Genomic DNA, 20059 nt, shown 5'->3' on the forward strand with positions numbered 1-20059 from the left:
AGGTGATGCGCACTACTGACAGAAAAGTTCAGCCGCTGTCCTGTTAGCAACAAATGAGATGAGGGTGACACAAACTGTTACGCCCAAAATTTAAGATCCGCACAGTAGATAGTTCTGCCGTACAGTCTTTTTCATTAATATATACTATATGTAACAGTGGGTCAATGTCAAGAAGAGAAAAAGAATGAAAACGTCAAAATTTGTCGATAGGGCTTTAGAACTAAAAAATAGGATGGATTTCTGGAAAATGGATGCAAATTTTTGGAGTTAAGAGTAAAATAGATCATATTATAAGCTATGTGGTGTATAGCCGCTGTCTTGGTACAGCTAATTTTGCTGTGAAGGAGCGCCTTAATATGTCGGACTTTTCAACAATGGATCAGCAAACGCTTGACGGTAAAACAGCCCAGGCTAGCGGTGCTTCGCTGTTTGATGATAGAGGATATACGTCTTTTGCCTGGCTCCAAAACATGGATATGACACCATTTGATTTCCCCTATATTAATCAGCTTCTTGTTCAAGGATATCGGAACTGGTTGCAGCAAAGCAATGGTATATCGTGGGTTAATGAAGAACATACCGCCGTTTTTAATTTTACAGGTGTTCGGGTTGCAGGTAGGGGAGAGGATGATGACGAGGATCTGGAGTTGGTCGAACGTTGCTGCTTGTCCAGAGAAATGGAAGTAAGCCAATGCAAACTTCGGGACGAAAGCCTTGCATTTGTGTACATGGTTCCTGTATTTTGCCGCAATCATAAGGGCGAGGCTTTTGCCGCTCTTCGTTTTACACTGCCTGTTCAACATTCAGTTCCAGAGCAGGACGAATTATTGGCGGCAGCTTTGCATTTTAGATCCTGCTTTTATACGAGATTTGAGTATATATTCATGGAAGATATTCTCGGGATGCAGAACCAGTGCGACCGCGAAGGCAGGCGACGCTCTATTTTATTTCAGATTGTGAAGCGGATGCATGACAAGATTGATGTTGAAGGCGTGCTGGACGAAGTATTTGGCAGCATAGCTTACTTGTTTCCGCATGTGGATATCACATTGTACATGAGCCAGGATCGGCACAGTTATAATCCGCAGGTCAAACCTTTGTTATTGCACGAGCGGGATGAGGATGTATGTTTTCGTGCATTTATGAAAGGCCAAATGGCTGTTAATGAGCCTGTAGGCACAGAAGGAGAAATGACCGAAATCGGCATTCCTTTACGTGGCAAGCAAGGCGTATATGGTGTATTTCATATGATTCTTCCATCAGGTGCCGAAAGCATGAAGAAAGTGGATATGGAGCTGATCGCCATGATGGCGGACACAGCCGGAACCGCATTTGAAAATGCAAAGCTGCTGGAGCAATCCAATGTGCTCATCCATGAGTTGCGTCTCATTAATGAACTGGTTCAGCGCTTGAATCAAAGCCTTAAGCTGAATGAAATTTTCGAGTTTGCTGTGCAGGATTTATTGAAAATGTTCTTAGCTGACTTTTGCTGTATTGTGCAACTCGATCAGGTGGGAAATTGCTTTAAGGTCACGTCAAGCAACATAGAAAATTTGAGGCTGCACAGTTACTCTGGTGAGGATGGGTTTGCAGGGCTGATACGCAGAACAGGAGAGCCTGTCATCGTGTCAGATTACAGAAAGGAAGGGAAGATATCCTCCGATTTTATGGATATGACCAACTCCCTTTCTTTGATGGCGGTGCCTATGAAGACCAGCGGCACGCCGAGAGGGGCTATTTTATTGTCCAGTAAGCTTCCTCACTTTTTTTCGTACGATAATTATAAAATGCTGCAAATGCTGGCTCCCCATATCGGTTTGGCGGTAACAAATGCCATGCTGCATGCTGAGGTACGGCGTCTGGCCAATATGGACATGCTAACAGGTCTGTATGTACGTCATTATGTGGACAAAGTGATTCAGAGGCATCAGGAGAAAGATTTTTGCGGATCTCTCATTTTGGTGGACATTGATCAGTTCAAACAGGTGAATGATACATACGGGCATCAGACAGGTGACCAAATATTGAAAAGCGTCAGCGATATTGTTCGTTCGGCGACTCGCAGTGAGGATGTATGTGCCAGATGGGGCGGCGAGGAATTGGCGATCTATTTGCCGCAGCTTGGGGTACAGCAGGCGCTGGAGTATGCGGAAAAAATCCGTTATCGTGTACAACATGAGACCGAGCCACAGGTGACCGTTTCCTGCGGAATTGCCGAATGGAATTGGCTGGATGAGCAAATTAGTATTGAATCTTTATTTTACAGGGCGGATATGGCTCTGTATGAGGCGAAAAATGAAGGGCGCAACCGGAGTGTTATTGACCATGTCAATAATTCATAGAGAATGTTCCTAATGGAATATTCTCTTTTTTTTTGCTGTGCATAACCTTTTGTAGACAGGAAACCCTAATCGTAGCTATAAAAATAATAAACTCAGACGTGTGTGTCGCTTAAACGGCACTATGAATGATGGACAAGTACAAGCAATGTAGTTTTCCTGAAGTACGGCTCTTGCCCACTAGGTAAGGGTTATATCAGGACATGATGGGCGGATGATTGGATGCGTTGGAGAAGAGAATGGGTTATGCTAGTTTGTATGTTGCTCGTAATGTACTCGTTGAGTGGATGCACACTGACAAAACAGCAAAATGCGCCGGAGCAGATTTTTAAAAGATCCGTTGCAGGAATAGCGGGCAAAGAAATGTTAACGTTCAAAGGACAGGCTGGTGTCATCACCAAAAACGGTCTGCTGATGAATCAACAATTTGCATATCATGGTAAAGTGAGCAATCACGATGAACTGACCATGCATTGGGGTTCTGCGGCGGCTTTTAACAAACAGTCAAGCTATGCTGCACTCGAACAAGGCGTATCCGGGGATGGGATAACAAAGGAGCGTTTTCTTCGTCTGGATGGGCAATGGATTGCGGTGACGCCTGGTCGTATAGCTATGAATGGAGTAGGGACGTTAAATCGTTTTAACCCCATTCAGGAGCTGGAGGAATTGAATGCACTGAATAAGACCATTCGTATGGAGGCCGGGGCAGCGCGGGGAACCTGGGTAGTGAGGATTGAGCCAGAATCGTCCTCAGCCAAGCGATGGTTGAAAGACCGTTTAATGAAAGAAATGGATGCCATAAACCCTCAACTCCTGCAAGCAAACATGAAGCAGAACGGAAAGAATCAAAAGGTGCAGCAAAAACTGAATCGAATATGGGTGCAGAGTCGTGAGGATATGAGTAGCCAATTAGAACATTCTGATGTGCATGCTGTGTATCATCTGACGATAGACCGCCAAACAGGTCTGCCCCTGAAGTTGTCGTCGGAATGCCGAATTGCCCGCCAGGAGGCAATGGGAGAGAGACATGAGGAAGCCCTGATTACCAGAGTTGCTTTTGAGGGCTACAAGTAGCAGGGCGGGTATGATACAATGGATTTAAAATTAACCGTTGTTCAAAAAGAATGAAATAGAGAAGGAGAGATAACAAATGAAAGATCCCAGAATAGTTAAACTGGCAAAAAACCTGGTGGGTTACTCTGTTGAAGTACAGCCGGGTGAGAACGTGCTGGTTGAAATGATCGGTACGGAGCGTGATCTGCTTAACGCCATTATTCATGAGGTAGGCAAAAAAGGCGGCAACGTTTTCGTTCAGCTCACGGATCGTAAGGTACAGAGCGCCATGCTTCGTCATGCGACAAAGGAAATGGTGCAAACCTGGGCTGAAATAGACCTCAATCGGATGAAACAAATGCATTGCTACATCGGGATTCGCGCTGGTGAGAATGTCAATGATCTGTCAGACGTGTCGGAAGACAAGATGAAATTGTATAATTCGATTTATCAGCATGCGGTACATAGCGAGCAGCGGGTGAAGCATACGAAATGGGTTGTGTTGCGTTATCCGAATGACAGCATGGCGCAATTGGCGAATACGAGCACAGAGGCGTTCGAAGATTTTTATTTCAATGTGTGCAATCTGGATTACGCGAAAATGGATAAGGCGCAGGATGCGTTGGCAGATCTGATGAACCGGACGGACAAGGTGCGGATTAGCGGACTAGGCACAGATCTGAATTTCTCTATTAAGCAAATCGGTGCCATCAAATGCTCCGGTCAATGCAATATTCCGGATGGCGAAGTATACAGCGCACCCGTGCGAGATTCCGTTAATGGAACCATTAGCTATAATGCACAAACGGTGTACAATGGTATCACTTTTGAAAATGTAAAATTCCGCTTTGAGCATGGTAAAATTGTAGAAGCAACGAGTAATGATACGAAGCGGCTAAACAATATTTTGGATTCCGACGAGGGAGCACGCTATATTGGCGAGTTTGCGATTGGGTTCAATCCGTATATTTTGCATCCGATGAAGGATATCCTGTTTGACGAAAAAATCGCAGGGAGCTTGCATTTCACGCCCGGTCAGGCTTATGAGACAGCAGATAACGGGAACCGTTCCTCGATCCATTGGGATTTGGTCTTGATTCAGCGCCCGGAATACGGCGGCGGCGAAATTTATTTTGACGATGTTCTAATCCGCAAAGATGGCATATTTGTACTGCCTGAGCTGGAGCCGTTAAACCCTGAGAACTTGAAATAACGGCATCTCTCCTTGCTGAGAAAGCGATTTCAATGTATTATAATGGATGAGAAATGATACATGATATCCAGTAAAGTGAGGGATCTCTATGTCTAATAATAATGCCGCGGTTGTTGAAATTGCACAGACAGCGAGTAAGTTTACTTCTTCCATCGTCCTTCATTCAGAAAATAAGTATATTGATGTGAAAAGCATACTTGGCTTGTTTACGACATTAGTCAGCAGTCACAGCTATGAGCTGCACGCTCACGGACCTGACGCGGAGGAAGCCAAGAAGGCGATCTCTGAAGTGTTCCAGAAGCACGGGCTTCACATATCGGTAGCCTCCTGACTATATTCTTGGATCAAAGGCATCCCTACCTGTAACTGCAGGGATGCTTTTTTTGTCAGGTTCTTGTATTAGCCTGCAATTTGGTCTAATATTAGGTTAGAACATCTTGTGCGACATTGAGAGATAGGGGGGAAGAATCCATGACTTCATCTGATTTGCAGGAACAATTGAACATTAAGGCTATTAATCTGCTTCAGGACGACGCAGATAAAATAAAGAAGCTTATTGAAGTACAGATGGAGAATCTGGCAACCCGTTATTGCCCTCTCTATGAGGAAGTGCTGGATACTCAGATGTACGGATTTTCCAAGGAAGTGGATTTTGCGGTTCGCGCCGGCCTTCTTCCGGAAATGATAGGTAAACAGCTGGTCAGTGAGCTGGAACGCAATCTGGCTATTCTATATGAGGCCATGAACAATAAGGCCAATTAGGAAGCCGGTTTAATTGATGAGAGCATGCGGAGTCTGAGAGCATGCTTTTTTTGATGCCTTTACATATGAAATGGGAACGAGTCGACCTATCTTTTAAAATGTTCTTTCAGGAGATAGCAGCAGCGTAGTGGTTCATTTGAATCTGGAGAAGCGTAAGCGGTCACTACCATCCTAATGTACATTTTAAAAACCTTGAAAGGTGTTTACACGAGGAAGAAAGATACGCCTAACAGAACATACACAACCAGCAGCATCAATCCCTCATACCAGTTGGTTGAGCCGTCTTGGGTAATGGACTTGGCGATAAATACAGCGACGGCAATGGCGACGAGCTCAATCGTGGTGAAAACGATATTCATCGTATTTCCCATGAAGTAGCTGACAAAAATTAGTACAGGTGCAACGAAAAGCGCAATTTGCAGACTGCTGCCGACTGCGATTTCGACAGATGCGCCGATTTTGTTTTTCATCGCCAGCAAAATGGCCGCGCTGTGCTCGGCCGCATTACCGATAATGGCAACGAGGAATGCACCCACGAACAATTCGCTGAGTCCGAACTGGGTTGTAAATACCTCCAGTGTTCCGACAAGCCATTCGCTGACAAAGGCGACCATAATGGTGGCGATTACCAAGTAGGTAATGGATTTGTTTCTGGACCACACAGGGGCATGCTCATGAGGCAATTCTTTGTCTTTTTGTTCAGTTACATCAGATAAATAGTCTTTGTGCGTGATCATGGAAAAAATAAGCCACGCAATATAAGCCACAATTAGCGTGCCTGCGACAATGAGGCTGAGCGTATCCGATTTACTATCTGTAATGACATGTGTATTCAGAAATACAGCCGGAACAAAAAGGGCAATGACCGCCACAATCATCAGCGAACCGCTTAAGCCAGCCAGCGATACATTAAAATTTTGTACTTTGTATTTCAATCCGCCGGCGAATAGGCTTGCTCCAAGCACCAGCAGCAGATTGCCGATGATCGAGCCGGTCAGACTCGCCTTCACCATATCGTAAAGACCTTCTTTTACAAGAAAGATGGCGATGACCAGTTCGGCTGCGTTGCCAAAGGTGGCATTCAAAAATCCGCCCAGACGTTGGCCTGCATAATATGCTACGCTTTCGGTGGCTCTGCCGAGAAACCCGGCTACGAACACGACAGAGATTGCGCAAATGACGAATTGGGCGATTGCGTTCCAATGTGTGTAATGAGCGACTGCACTAAGAGCAAAGGTCGCGATAAGCAAAGCGGGAGATAACCATTTTTTCAATGAAAAGCACCTCGATATCAATGGATGTATACAAGTTTGGTGAATGCTGTTACTTGTATGGATTTTCTAAAATAATATACCCAAGTTAATATAGGTTGTAAACGAAAGTTATTTTTCATACGTAAGGTTTGCAATTGCAGTGGCTGAGGCTTTACAATACAAATAAGGGATGATGAAGGGGGACATAGGTCATGGCAGAGCAAATTCAACAACTAGAAGCAGGGAACATCAAGATTTCCAACGATGTCGTAGGTAAAATTGCGGGAATGGCCGCACTGGAGACGCCCGGCATTGCTGCAATGTCAGGTGGCTTATCCGAAGGCTGGGCCAAAAGGCTGAGTGGTAAAAATGTGCAAAAAGGCGTATCAGTGGAGGTTGGAAAGTTGGAAGCTGCCATTGATCTGCGTATTATTGTGCTCTACGAAACACCGATTCATGAGGTGTCCCGAATTCTTCAGCAAAATGTGCGGGAAGCCGTCGAAAGCATGACAGGTTTGCGGGTTTTGGAAGTGAACGTAAAAGTAGAGGGTGTTGCTTTCAAGGACGACGCAGTGTAAAAAAGACAAGGCGGGTACATCGACGTTTCCGCCAGTTTTATACATGCAGGGAATTCCCCGGCGAGGATACAAATAAAACACGAAAACTGGCGGTTTCAGGATCGCCAGTTTTTGTTTGCAGATAAGCAGCGGCGTATAAGCAGATTGAACGCATGTATATACATATACAAAAGAACTTCCAAAACCACCGTTGTCGGTGATCACGGAAGTTCTTTTTTAATGGGAGCGGTTGGCTTTCCGGGTTTGAAAACGGTTAGGCGCTTCGGTTCGGACTGCTACTCTTGTGGTACGTTCCTGTACTGACTGCTTGGTGTTTTCTCGGGAGATACTAAGCATGATTCCCATGGAGAACATCGTGACGAGAAGGGACGACCCACCAAAACTGATAAATGGAAGCGTGACCCCGGTGATCGGAATGGTCTGGGTTACACCGCCGATATTAATGAACGCCTGAATGGCGATCAGGCCCATAATACCTGTACCCACCAAAGTCCCAAACGGATCATGACAACGTAAGGCGATAATCATCCCTCGCCAAATGAAATACAGGTACAGCATCAAGAATATCGCTGTTCCAATGAATCCAAATTCTTCACCAATCACAGAAAAAATAAAGTCATTAAACGAGTTAGGCAAATAGTGAAGCTTGATAATGCCTTTGCCAAATCCTGACCCACTTAGTCCGCCTTCTCCTATAGCTTGCAAGGATTGTACCAGATTATATCCAGTCCCCAGTTTATATTCCATAGGATTGAGAAAGGCCTGAAAACGTCCGATTTTGTAATCTTGCTTGGCTGTGGCTTGTCCATCTGTTGTTGCAGAATTTCCTCCAAACAACGAGCCGATACCAAAAACGAGGGCGGCGCCCAGTAAGAGCAGACCAATCGAAGCCGTAATATGCTTGACACTGGCTCCCCCGGCATAAATGATCAGGCCACTGGTGGCTACCAGAATGAAGCAGGAGCCAAAATCCGGCTGGAGCATAATGAGTCCTGCAACAAAGCCTACAATGACGGTTACGGGTATGTAGCCGGTTCGTAAATCTCTAAACTGATCCCCTTTTTTGACAATTAGCGCGGATAAGTACAGGATAATGGATATTTTTGCAAGCTCGGTTGGCTGGAAGTTAAGGCCGCCACCAAGTCTGATCCAACTTTTTGCGCCGTTGAGAGAGCCTGTAAAAAGAACGATGATTAGCAGTAAAATGGTGATAAAAAACAAGGGCACGAAGAGCTTTTTATATTTTTCCATCCTAATATTCATAGCTACGAACATGATGAAAAGTCCAAGTATAGCAAATGCAAATTGACGCTTCACAAAATATAAAGAGTCAAAATTGTAATCTTTATTCAGCAGAGCTACGCTGGAGCTGGAGCTAAATACCATGATTACACCGAATCCAACCAGCAACAAGGTGAGGATCAGCAATTGGAAATCCGGTGTGCCTCTTCTTCGAGTCTCCGGCTTCGTATTTCTCATATCAGCTTCCCCCGGTATTCGCCGCAAGGTATGCCTCGCAGACGTTTATCATTATTATTTTATCGTTTATACACTTAATCATAGTATGTTTGGAGGGCTTCTGCAACCTTCATACGGCAACGGATATCGCAACAATTCCATATCTGCTACAATAGAATAAAAAATGAGGCTTGAAAGCAGTGGCACATACGTTGTGAATCTGCAAGATTTATCGGGAAGCTGCCCGGTGTTTTAAAAGGAGAGGTGGAGTAATTTGACACAACACACGATAGATAAGACCTGGTTTGACCAGCTACAAGACCACATGGTGGAGTGGCGCAGATATTTACATAAAAATCCCGAAATTTCTTTTCAGGAAAGCAAAACAGCAGCCTTTGTTGCGGACAAGCTGGAGAGCTGGGGTATTGAGGTTCGCCGTCATGTAGGGGGGCACGGTGTTGTCGGTACCATTCGTGGTTCCAAGCCCGGGCCTGTTGTGATGCTGCGCGCCGATATGGATGCTCTTCCCATTCAGGATGAGAAAGAATGCGAATATCGTTCCAGCGTAGACGGAGCCATGCATGCTTGCGGACATGACGGGCATACGTCCGTTTTGCTCGGAACGGCTTACTATTTCAGTCTGCATCGGGATGAGCTGGAAGGAGAAATACGGTTGTTGTTCCAGCCTGCGGAGGAATTGTTGCCCGGCGGCGCAGTCAATGTACTAAAGGATGGTGTGCTGGAAGGAGTGGACGTTATTTACGGCATCCATCTGTGGACACCGTTTCCGGTCGGGACGGCTGCGAGTTGCGCAGGACCTTTGATGGCGGCGGCGGACGATTTTTATATAGAAATTACGGGTAAGGGTGGTCATGGTGGTATGCCTCAGTCCACCCATGATAGTGTGGTAGCGGGTTCAGCTCTTGTTATGCAGCTGCAAAGCATCGTGAGCCGTTCAGTGGACCCTTTGCGGCCTGCTGTACTGACGGTGGGAACGATTCAAGGGGGGGCTGCGCAAAATGTGATTGCGGAAACATGCCGCCTGAGTGGGACGATCCGTACCTTTGACGAGGAAACCCGGACAGTTATGAAGGATCGGCTGCATGCGGTTACGGAGCTTACAGCGGCAACTTACGGAACAACAGCCAATATCCGCTATATTATGGGATACCCGCCTGTTGTAAATGATGCGCACGAAGCTTCGCGTTTCTTTACGGAAGCAGGACCCGTTTTCAGTGAGGGAAAAGTTCAGGAAGCGTCGAAGCTGATGCCTGCCGAAGATTTTGCTTATTATTTGGAACGTGTACCGGGTTGCTTCATGTTCGTGGGAGCAGGAAACCCTGCTAAAGGAGCGATTTATCCGCATCATCATCCTAAGTTTGATTTTGACGAGGATGCGATGATTAAGGCGGTTCGCTTGTTTATTGCCATGTCTATCGGATATGCTGCGGAGCGAAAAACAGAAAATTCCAGCCGCTAACAGCTAACGTGAGCTGAATCTGAATGAGCTGATTCGGCGTATAAGCAAAATGGAATGGGGTACCCTACTTTTGAAAAGGAGGGAGTGCCCATGAAAAAGGTTCAGGAAGTTATGACTGAAAAATGTGTAACGGTTACTCCGCAAGACAATATTTATGAAATTGCGCTCAAAATGAAGGATAATGACACTGGTTTTATCCCTGTTGTGGAGAGCGAAGGCAGTGGCAAGCTTATCGGTGTGGTAACAGACCGTGACCTTGTCGTTCGCGGTTATGCGGGCAAGCATTCAGGCTCTAGTTCGGTCGACGCAGTGATGACAACAGGTATCCGTACAGCTCAAGCCGACATGTCGGTGGATCAAGCAGCCGAGCTGATGGCGGAGCAGCAAATCCGCCGTCTGCCCGTAACGGAAGGGGATCGTTTGATTGGGATTGTTTCGATTGGCGATCTGGCCGTACGTAATATTTTTGCAGACAACGCTGGAGAGGCGCTTAGCCATATTTCCGAGCAGGTCCACTAGGTAAAAAAGCAAGGATAGACCTGAATGACAAGGAGTTCAACCCGTACGGGTTGGACTCCTTGCTATTCCGATTGATCTGCGAATAAACGGACAAACTGTTTGTTATATAGACTTTAAGATGATGCGTTATAGATTGACGGGAGGTAATTATGAATCCGGATCACCCTTGTATTGTACAACGCGATTTTACCGTTTTGCTGGAAATCGGCCTGCCCGCTTCGGAGTATGCACGTTCACAGTTGCAGGTCTATGCGGAGCTGGTTAAAAGCCCTTCCGCTTTTCATACATATCACATCACTCCATTGTCTCTGTGGAATGCGGCTGCCCTTGGGTGGAGTGCCGCGGATGTTCAAAATAGTCTACATTCCATGTCCCGTTGGGATATTCCCCGTGATTTGTTAAAGGATATTGAACAGCTCGTCTCCCGTTACGGGACGTTGACGCTGTCACGGGCGAGAGCAGAAAAAGAGGGGCGTTACAGCCCGGATACTGCTGATCTGAACAGTATAGAGCAAGATGTAACTATAGGCATGGAGACGGATACAACTCACAGGGATACAGCGGTCGACCATTTGATCCTGACGGCGAACAGCCCGGCTTTACTGGATGAACTACTGCTCAAGCAGGATCTTGAGCAGCTTGGTTTACTTCGTGAAAGTGAAGTGACCGTGTCGGTTCCGCCAGAAAATCGGGGACTGCTCAAGCAGGAACTGACCCGACTTGGATTTCCGGTTATGGATACGGCAGGCTATCTTGAGGGGAATCAGCTTCGTTTTTCTCTAGGTCAGGGACCAACGGAGCTGAAGCTTCGTGATTATCAAGTGGAGGCGGCTGATGCGTTTGAGGGGGCTGACGGTCTGGGTGGCAGCGGTGTGCTGGTGCTTCCATGTGGAGCGGGAAAAACCGTGATCGGTATGGCGGTGATGGAGCGTCTTCAGTGCGAGGTGCTTATTTTAACCTCCAATACCACATCTGTTCGGCAATGGATTGAGGAATTGAAGCTAAAGACGGATATTCCTGTTGATTCCATTGGAGAATACAGTGGACAGAAAAAGGAAGTACGTCCGATTACGGCGGCAACCTACCAGATTTTGACGCATCGCCGTACCAAAGATGGAGAATTTGAGCATATGAAGCTGCTGAGCGAACGGAAATGGGGGCTAATTGTATATGATGAGGTGCATTTGCTGCCCGCGCCGGTATTTCGAGCAACGGCGGATATTCAGGCCACCCGTCGTTTGGGATTGACCGCGACGTTGGTTCGGGAGGACGGGTGTGAGCGGGATGTGTTCTCCTTGATCGGACCGAAGCGGTACGACATGCCGTGGAAGGAGCTGGAGCGGCAGGGATGGATTGCCCAGGTCGATTGTGTGGAGCTGCGGCTTCCCATGTCGGCTGCGCTTCTGGAGCGCAGTATGCGTGCTGAAGGCAGGCAGCAGTACCGGATTGCCGCCGAAAATCCGGCCAAGCTGGAAGCGGTGCGCAGCCTGATGCAACAGCATAAGGGTATGCCCACGCTTATTATCGGGCAATATTTGGATCAATTGCGCACATTGGCGCAGGAGCTGAGCGTGCCGTTGATAACCGGGTCTATGAGCCAGACTGAACGGGTGCGGTGGTTCGATGCGTTCCGCAACGCTACAATTCGGACCCTGCTGGTGTCCAAGGTGGCGAACTTTGCTGTGGATTTGCCAGATGCGGCCGTGGCTATTGAGGTATCGGGCAGCTTCGGCTCCCGTCAGGAGGAGGCACAGCGGCTTGGACGCATTTTGCGACCGAAGTCTGGTGAAAATAAGGCTTATTTTTATGCGCTGGTGACGGAGAACAGTAAGGAGACGGATTTTGCAGCCCGCCGTCAGCTGTTTCTGATTGAGCAGGGCTATGAATATGAGATTCGCAGATTCAGCTCGGGGGAGGTTATCGGGAACCTGAATAATGAGGCTGAAACTGGCGGAAAGAAAAGAGAGGCGTGATCAAAGAATGGGCGTAACGAACACGGAAGGCGGCTGGAAGGAGCTTGCATCGGATGAACTGTTAGTACTACGTCGATGCTTTATCCGGCACGCGGGACAGCCCATGAAGGAAGAAGAGCCATTAAGTCTTACCCGGGGAGCGCTGAGTGGAGCCGAAACGAAACTGGCACTGCACGGACTGCGCGACCGGGGCTGGCTGGAGGCGGTTACCAAATCGTGGGGTGAACGAATATTATATATTCCGGTTCATCGGCTGCCGGATCTGTACGAAATGCTGTTGGAGCAAAGTCAAAGTACGATGAAAGCGATGGATACGGATCAACCGCTGACGGTGCATGAAGCCATGACGGGACTGGAAGCGGAGCTGCTACATGCGTTGTCCCGAATTGCCGTGCAGGGAGTTCCTTTGACAGCGAAAGGGACCATTCATAAACGGTCGCTGCAAAAGCTAAATGAGCTAACTCCCTTTCATCCGGAAGATTTGACTGGTCTGGGGCTACAATATGCGCACGCTGAGCTGTATCCGGTGCAAACGGTGGTGATGATGGACTTGCTGCTCAGCCTGGGCTTGCTGGTGAAAGAAGCTGCTTCTTTTCATATTCAGGAAGCCGGACTGGCAGTGTGGATTCGCTTGTCCACTTGGCAAATGCGCAAGCATATTCTTGTCACACTCATGGAAAGATATGGAAAGGCCGAAGCGTCTATGCAGCATTTTCGTTATATGCTGTGCGTTGCCTCCGATCATGCGGGACCGGAAGGCTGGATTCATATCGGGCCGTTGCTCCAATGGATGACTCAGACGGGACTGATTTCGCGGGAGAGTCTGAGCGGATTGGACCGTAAAAGCGATAATTACCTGGAATTTTATACTATAAATGAAAATAAAGTAATGATTGAGGAGAACACGGCACCTAATTTCAACCTTAACGGACCATATATGGATGTAGTTAGGGGATGGGTGATAGCGCTGACCGCCTTTGGAATGGGTGATTGGGGTCTGACCGCGTCGGGAGAACTGTGTTTTCGCTGGAACGTACCAGCGCTGAATATGCTTCGTTCCGATGATGAGAAGGATGCGGTTCAGGAGCAAGGTACCTTTTATGTACAGCCGGATTTTGAAATATTGGTGCCGCCGGATGTAGCTTATGATGTGCGCTGGAAGCTGGGATGCTTCTGTGAACGTATGACGGGGGACCGGATGGCGGTATACCGGATCACCCGAGAAAGTGTTACAGAGGCGATCGAGCTGGGGATGGAGGCTAAAGCCATTCCTGCACTTCTGGATAAGTATAGCCGTACAGGCGTGCCTGACCATGTACGCGTGGCAGTGGAGCAGTGGGCAGGGGATGTGGGACGGACAGCGTTTGCAACGGTAACACTTTTGCGCTGTGGTACCCGAGAAGACGCAGACACTGCTGCACGTCACCCCGGGCTGGATGGATTGCTTGAACGGATCGGCGAAAGGGACTTTATTATTCCGGCACATTCGGCTGCCCAAATCCGCAGGACACTTGCTACAATTGGGCTAAATCCGCGCCGGGAGCTGGAGGGGATGGACGAGTCGGTTCACCGTTATCCGCTCGTTGCGGAAACGGAGGGAATCTGTCCGGATAGCTCCAACAGTCCATTCGGTGTGAATGATACAGAAACGACGAATGGCGAAACGGCTGGCGAAGCGGTGGCAAACTCCATTCAGGAATGGACGATGTTTTCACAAGAGGGCAGGGCAGGTTTGGTTTACACGGGGAGAACGTTGCATTTTTATGAACGCGAGCATACGCTACCTGACCCATCCGATTATTTTCCAGAGAAATCGTCAGTACCCGCGTCATGGACGAAGGAATGGAGAAGCTATCATGCATCCACCGCCCGGCAACTCATGGAACAGGCGATTCGCTGGCAAGCGGCGGTAGGACTGCGAATCGGTGAAAAAGAGGTCAAATGGATACCGGAAGCGGTGGCTCCTGGCGAGCCATGGAGTGTGACTGGTTGGTATGCTACCGGAATGGACGGTGAAACGTTGTCCCGCACGACTTTACAGTCAGGGGAATGGTCGGACATGCGCCTGCTGGTTCCTTTTACATAGAAGAGCCAGGATGTGCATGAAACTCCTTCTTCTCAAAAGAAGGATGTGGTATGATAAATGAGTCTACTACCAGTAGAACTTTATATAAAGTGAGATGAACATTCATGAGCGTAGCCGAATTGAATACGGTCAATATGGCAGAAGTGCTTATTAACGCCTATGAATTGGGCGATATGGTCAACCGGTCCTTTGAGGTATCGGATTATTTATATTGGAAACAGCGTGTGGAATTGAATCCGTCGATTCAGGCGTGTGTACGCAAGCTGGATGCCAAAAAGGAGCTGTTCGCGGAAACGGAACGCTTTGGACATTTTCACCCAAACTTTCATGAAGCGAAGGATGCAGTACAGGTCATTGAACTGGAACTTGAACAATTTCAGGAGGTTCAGGAGTTCAAACGGGCAGAGAGAGCGTTGGATGATATGCTTCATGCCATGTCTGAAATGATTGCTTATTCTGTATCCGACACCATTAAGGTGCCAAGCAATGATCCGAATGTGAAAAAGGGTGGCTGCGGTAGCGGAGGCAAGTGCTCCTGCGGATAGGCCATAGGGATGATATCGAATGGAGGGGAGATGAAGCGAATGTTTGCCGAGCGGACAGGGTACATCATTTGGGTAAGCGATATCAAGGCTGCCCGCAATTTGGAGAAATACGGGAATGTCCACTATATTTCGAGGCGTATGCATTATGTTGTCATTTACATGAATGCGGATCGGGCAGAGGATACCGTTAAAAATATTCGCAGGCTTTCCTATGTGCGAAAGGTCGAACGCTCCTTCCGAAATGAGATAAGGACGGAGTATAACGACGATAAGGAAAAAATAAAAGAGTTTGAAATATAATCTTTAATTTGGTGTGAATTTCAAATTTTTTTCAAAAAAGTCGGCCTTTGGGCTGGCTTTTTTTGTTAGTACGCCCAGCATGGGCGTCATCTCTAGGGTGAAAGTCCTCAACGGGGGCTGGCGAGCGCCTACCGTTAGCCAAGGGCAAGGGTGTCCACCGTGAGGTGTTTCAACAACTTAGGGAAGGGCTGAACCGAAAGGAGAGAGGAAACTGATGCGTTCGCATGAAGAGCAAAGACAGCCGAATATCTCGCAAGAGAGCTACCAGCAAAGAGAGGCGGTGAAGCCGTCAGGGTATGCTGGAGCGCCGAGTTCTTCGTCGGCACAAGTCGCCCCTTCCTCTCGCGAAGACCAGAACAACGTGCTGGAACGAATGCTCGAAGGAGATAACCTCAGGCTCGCATACAAACGAGTGGAAATGGCCAAACCCGGAGGCGGTGTACGGCTTTTAGGCATCCCGACCGTAATGGACCGATTTCTCCAGCAGGCGCTTTTACAAGGGATAAACCCGATCTTTGACGCGCCATTTTCTTGGTATAGCTGCGGCTTTCGCCCGGGGAAAAGTGTACATGACGCGGTGAAACAAGCGCAAAGATATATCCAAAGTGGACTTCGCTGGGTCGTGGATCTAGATCTGGAAAAGTTCTTTGACCAGATGAATCATGACATGTTGATGGCAAGGGTGGCGCGGAAAGTGACAGATAAAAGAGTGCTGATGCTGATTCGTGCTATCTGAACGCCGGAGTCATGGTGGACGGAAAGCTGGAGCGCAGCTGGGAAGGAACACCACAAGGCGGTCCGCTCAGTTCGCTTTTGGCCAACCGAACAGGGTCCATTTCCATGGAAGAACGGATACGCCGATTGAACCGCTATCTGTTGGGTTGGCTCGGTTATTTCCATCTAGCCTCGGTGAAGACGCATCTCCAAAAACTGGACCAGTGGATTCATAGAAGACTACGAATGTGCCCGTGGAAGCAATGGAAACGAGTTCGCACACGAATCCGTGAACTCCGGGCACTTGGGGTTCCAGAGCGGGCATGTTTCAAGATGGCTAACTCGAGGCGAGGCGCATGGGAAATGTCCCAGAATACCCATAATGCCCTTCCTACTTCCTATTGAAAAGAGAAAGGGCTGAAAAGTTTGCTTTCACGTGATTTGGAGCTTGGTTAACCTTCTGGAACCGTCGTATGCGGACCCGCATGTACGGTGGTGTGAGAGGACGGGGGGTTACCGCAATGTTGTCAGGTTAGTAGAAATTGGTATAGTAGAGGTAAACGATAGACATGGATGAACCGGTGTGAAAAAAACAAATCCACTACGATATCCCGTGTGTTTAAGAAGATGAGAAGCGATGAATTCAAAGAAAGTGCGAAGCAACCGAGAACGATTTTAAACGAAATCGAAAGATGGGGTTTATTCCGCTGCTGCTGCTCATCCTTCGTATGGTTCAAAAAACAACGCAGTTAGAGTTGGACGAGTTTCGAGGGAGATTCATGCCAGAAGAGGCAGCAAAAACCACATACACGAAACAATTCTTCTCCAAAGCCAGACAAAAACTTTCTCCCACCGCGTTTACGATGCTGAACGACGAACTAGTTCGAGCTAAACGCTTAACCTGACAACATTGGGTTTACCGCTTCCTCCTTCTCGATAAGTCAGGACTTTTACATAATAGTCTTAATGCTTATAGGCCTAAATAATCTTTAAAAAATAAGCGATAAACTTCAATTTTGTAACTTGTAGTCCCGGGTCTGTTGAGGTAACATATGAATATATTGATAGATATAAAGACCTATCTGGTGGGGAGAGTGATCCCGTGCGTGACAAGGCAATGCAGCGATGGAGTACATACGAACCGTTCTACGTAGATATGGGCGACAAGAAGGTCGCCGATATTGTGATTACAAATCATGCGAAAACACGCTACTTAGACCGTATAGAACAGAGACAGTCCGAAATGAATCATATCGCCGTCTGGCTTTGGGAATGCCTGAAGCAAAACAGGATGGAGTCCTATTATCACAACGAAGAGGATGTATATTTAATTGATGGTGACCTGGTCGTCGTGGCCGAGTTTGGTGAGTTGCCTGGCGAAATGGATATTGCGGGTAACCCGCTCCACAAAATGATTGTGATTACCTTTTTGGGCCGGATGTCAGAGACCATTGAACTACGGGATTTGAAGTCATACTATTCCTGGTTGCGCCATTCGCGGCGTATGACACTGATGAAGAGCACCCGCAAGCGGAAATAGACGTTGGTTTGGCGGAAGGGATATCGTCAAGTATCTTATGTAGTAGAAGTATGCAGGAATCAGCTGCATACTTTTTTTATTTCAGCATTTTGCATAATTCGATTTCCAACGCTTAAAAATACAATATATAGACAAACTAGACTGTTTTGATCTATATATTGCTGATTTGAAATTGTTCTTGGGATTTATGCAAAATGCTCATTTATAAAATCTATAATAAAAACCCCTAATTTAGGTCTGTTTTGTTGGGGATATTTCGATAGGTGTTTTTCTTATGTTAAAATAAGGAGATCAGAGAGGGGAGGGGGCTGTCAGTATGAACTTTCATCAGCTGCATATTTTTTATACGATAGCGGAGCGGGGGAGCTTCCTCGGCAGCGGCGCAAGCGCTGCATATGACGCAACCTGCCGTGACGATGCAAATTCAATCTTTGGAAGATTATTTTGGTACAAAGCTACTACATCGATCCACCAAAAAAATCGAGCTGTCGGAGGCAGGAGCGACACTGCTACCTTTTGCAAAAAAAGCATGCTGGAGGGGAGATTACATATTGGCGCAAGTCTTACGATTGGCGAGTACATTGTGCAGAGAATGTTGGGGCCGTTTGGTCGGGAGTACCCTCATATACGTATGGCGATGAACGTAATGAATACGACTCAAATTATGGATGATATTTTAAAGCATCAGTTGAATTTGGGGCTAATTGAGGCACCGATTCAGCACCCGGATATCGTGTTGGAACCCGTGATGCAGGATGAGCTGAAACTGATTGTTCCTTCGGGGCATGTACTGGCCAAGGCCAAAAAGGTAGTTCTGGAGGACGTGTTTAAGTATCCTTTTGTAGCAAGAGAGAACGGGTCAGGTACAAGGCAGGTGATAGAGGATGAGTTGAAAAGCCGTGGTGTTGATGCGTCCCGACTTTCCATCGTTATGGAGTTGGGCAGCACTGGGGCGGTCAAATCGGCGGTGGAGGCTGGATTGGGCATTACGATGCTATCGCCTTCTTCGGTGAAGCATGAGGTTGCGCTGGGATTGTTGAGAATTGTAAATATTTCCGATATCACCTTCAAACGCGAGTTTTATGCCATCCATCTGAAATCAGCGTTGTTGCCGATACCTGTAGTGACCTTTTTGTCATTCTTGCGTCGTCATGATCAGGGAACGGACGTGTCCAGAGATACGGTAGACGAGCTTGCAGAGATGAAAGAGGAGGAGAATGCGTAATGGAGGAGCATACGAATTCGGGACGATACGATTTGCACACTCACACTCAGGCATCTGACGGAATGCAGCCACCAGCGGACAATGTGCGTTGGGCCAAGGAAAAAGGATTGGCAGGGGTTGCAATCACGGATCACGATACGGTAGCTGGGCTGGAGGAAGCTCTTGAGGAAGGACGACGATTGGGCATTACAGTAGTGCCGGGTGTGGAAATTAGCACACGGGCAGGCGGTAAGGACATTCATATACTCGGTTATTTTATGGATTATCGTAATGGAGTTTTTTTGGAACGGTTGGAAAAGTTGCGTCAGGCGCGGGATACCCGCAATGATCTGATTTTGAGTCGGCTGCGTAGTCTGGGTGTGAAAATCACGCTGGATGAAGTGATAGCTACGATGGGCAGACCGCTGGCGCCGGATGAAAGCATTGGACGCCCGCATATGGCGGATACGCTGGTGCAAAAAGGCTATGCGAAGGATATGAGGGATGCGTTTGATCGTTATTTGGCAGAGGGAGCGCCCGGTTATGTGTCTGTGCCCCGAGTGGAGCCTGCGGAGGCCATAAGCTGGATTCGGGAAGCAGGAGGGGCACCAGTGGTGGCTCACCCCGGATTGTATGGCAATGATGAGTTGGTTCGCTCCATTGTAGAGAAGGCGAAGCCTGCGGGCTTGGAGGTGCGACATTCAGACCATGATGATGCGGCTGAGTGCCGATACGCCGCGATGGCGGCACACTACGGGCTGATCCCGACTGGTGGCTCGGATTTTCATGGTGCGCGCCAAGGCGTTATTTTTCACGGTGATCTGGGCAACCGCAGTGTGGAGAGTCAGGTCGTGGAGGAATTGAGAAAGGCTGCTGTTAGACAAAAGTAACGAGTACAGGGCTTTTACGCAAAGATGAGCCGCTAATTGCACATATAGGAAACACAAATAGCCCCTTGCTCTGTGACTGCACATGTGAAGTGTGCAGCCACAAGAAAAGGGGCTTTGGGTCGATTCATGGGACTTGTCCGCTATGCTGTGTT

Annotated in this window: 17 protein-coding genes and 2 pseudogenes; 17 read left to right on the plus strand and 2 right to left on the minus strand. The window is 47.7% G+C overall.

The window, feature by feature from the left end; genetic code table 11:
• Window positions 1-356: 356 nt before the first annotated feature.
• The 5 genes from ACWGOO_RS06600 (at window position 357) to ACWGOO_RS06620 (ending at window position 5367) form a co-directional block, all read left to right on the plus strand.
• Window positions 357-2342 carry a sensor domain-containing diguanylate cyclase gene (locus tag ACWGOO_RS06600; protein WP_452482050.1) on the plus strand — a complete coding sequence of 662 codons (1986 nt, stop codon included), beginning with the start codon at window positions 357-359 and terminating at the stop codon, window positions 2340-2342.
• Between the two features lie 219 nt (window positions 2343-2561).
• Window positions 2562-3413: a hypothetical protein gene (locus tag ACWGOO_RS06605; RefSeq protein WP_452481972.1), complete on the plus strand. Its 852-nt coding sequence runs from the start codon at window positions 2562-2564 to the stop codon at window positions 3411-3413.
• A gap of 76 nt (window positions 3414-3489) precedes the next feature.
• Complete coding sequence (locus tag ACWGOO_RS06610) at window positions 3490-4605, plus strand: aminopeptidase (RefSeq protein ID WP_452481973.1); 1116 nt, start codon at window positions 3490-3492, stop codon at window positions 4603-4605.
• A gap of 88 nt (window positions 4606-4693) precedes the next feature.
• Entirely contained in the window at window positions 4694-4936 is a 243-nt protein-coding gene (locus ACWGOO_RS06615; RefSeq protein WP_452481974.1) for an HPr family phosphocarrier protein, read from the plus strand.
• A gap of 140 nt (window positions 4937-5076) precedes the next feature.
• On the plus strand, window positions 5077-5367 hold the full coding sequence (locus ACWGOO_RS06620; RefSeq protein WP_452481975.1) for a DUF1507 family protein: 291 nt from the start codon (window positions 5077-5079) through the stop codon (window positions 5365-5367).
• A gap of 203 nt (window positions 5368-5570) precedes the next feature.
• On the opposite strand, the gene cax is transcribed toward ACWGOO_RS06620, so the two are convergent.
• Complete coding sequence (cax, locus tag ACWGOO_RS06625; RefSeq protein WP_452481976.1) at window positions 5571-6641, minus strand: calcium/proton exchanger; 1071 nt, start codon at window positions 6639-6641, stop codon at window positions 5571-5573.
• Window positions 6642-6832: 191 nt separating this feature from the next.
• Here cax and ACWGOO_RS06630 point away from each other — a divergent pair, with 191 nt between their 5' ends.
• Window positions 6833-7198, plus strand: a complete 366-nt coding sequence (locus ACWGOO_RS06630; protein WP_452481977.1) for an Asp23/Gls24 family envelope stress response protein — start codon at window positions 6833-6835, stop codon at window positions 7196-7198.
• 216 nt (window positions 7199-7414) lie between these two features.
• Here the strand turns inward: ACWGOO_RS06630 and ftsW are convergent, their stop codons facing one another.
• The gene (gene ftsW / locus ACWGOO_RS06635) at window positions 7415-8677 is read right to left on the minus strand and encodes a putative lipid II flippase FtsW (RefSeq protein ID WP_452481978.1); all 1263 of its coding nucleotides are present in this window, start codon (window positions 8675-8677) and stop codon (window positions 7415-7417) included.
• A gap of 253 nt (window positions 8678-8930) precedes the next feature.
• On the opposite strand from ftsW, the gene ACWGOO_RS06640 reads away from it, so the two are divergent.
• The 11 genes and pseudogenes from ACWGOO_RS06640 to ACWGOO_RS06690 all read left to right on the plus strand — a co-directional run bounded on the left by ACWGOO_RS06640 (window position 8931) and on the right by ACWGOO_RS06690 (window position 19907).
• Window positions 8931-10136, plus strand: coding sequence for a M20 metallopeptidase family protein (locus ACWGOO_RS06640; protein WP_452481979.1), 1206 nt, complete (start codon window positions 8931-8933; stop codon window positions 10134-10136).
• A 90-nt stretch (window positions 10137-10226) separates the two neighbouring features.
• A complete protein-coding gene (locus ACWGOO_RS06645; RefSeq protein ID WP_452481980.1) occupies window positions 10227-10655 on the plus strand; it encodes a CBS domain-containing protein in 429 nt (142 codons plus the stop codon).
• Window positions 10656-10804: 149 nt separating this feature from the next.
• Entirely contained in the window at window positions 10805-12628 is a 1824-nt protein-coding gene (locus tag ACWGOO_RS06650) for a DNA repair helicase XPB (protein ID WP_452481981.1), read from the plus strand.
• A gap of 7 nt (window positions 12629-12635) precedes the next feature.
• Complete coding sequence (locus ACWGOO_RS06655; protein WP_452481982.1) at window positions 12636-14714, plus strand: helicase-associated domain-containing protein; 2079 nt, start codon at window positions 12636-12638, stop codon at window positions 14712-14714.
• 104 nt (window positions 14715-14818) lie between these two features.
• Complete coding sequence (locus tag ACWGOO_RS06660) at window positions 14819-15259, plus strand: YlbF family regulator (protein ID WP_452481983.1); 441 nt, start codon at window positions 14819-14821, stop codon at window positions 15257-15259.
• Window positions 15260-15298: 39 nt separating this feature from the next.
• The gene (locus tag ACWGOO_RS06665; protein ID WP_452482051.1) at window positions 15299-15559 is read left to right on the plus strand and encodes a YlbG family protein; all 261 of its coding nucleotides are present in this window, start codon (window positions 15299-15301) and stop codon (window positions 15557-15559) included.
• A 214-nt stretch (window positions 15560-15773) separates the two neighbouring features.
• Window positions 15774-16678: pseudogene (locus ACWGOO_RS06670) on the plus strand (reverse transcriptase domain-containing protein).
• 287 nt (window positions 16679-16965) lie between these two features.
• Window positions 16966-17178 carry a hypothetical protein gene (locus ACWGOO_RS06675; RefSeq protein ID WP_452481984.1) on the plus strand — a complete coding sequence of 71 codons (213 nt, stop codon included), beginning with the start codon at window positions 16966-16968 and terminating at the stop codon, window positions 17176-17178.
• Between the two features lie 197 nt (window positions 17179-17375).
• Window positions 17376-17813: a hypothetical protein gene (locus ACWGOO_RS06680; RefSeq protein ID WP_452481985.1), complete on the plus strand. Its 438-nt coding sequence runs from the start codon at window positions 17376-17378 to the stop codon at window positions 17811-17813.
• Window positions 17814-18129: 316 nt separating this feature from the next.
• Window positions 18130-19038 (plus strand): annotated as a pseudogene (locus tag ACWGOO_RS06685) (LysR family transcriptional regulator).
• Window positions 19038-19907, plus strand: coding sequence for a PHP domain-containing protein (locus tag ACWGOO_RS06690; RefSeq protein WP_452481986.1), 870 nt, complete (start codon window positions 19038-19040; stop codon window positions 19905-19907). Before ACWGOO_RS06685 ends, ACWGOO_RS06690 begins: the two are co-directional and overlap by 1 nt.
• The last annotated feature ends 152 nt before the right edge of the window (window positions 19908-20059 follow it).

It is taken from the genome of Paenibacillus sp. NPDC055715 (genome assembly GCF_053617595.1).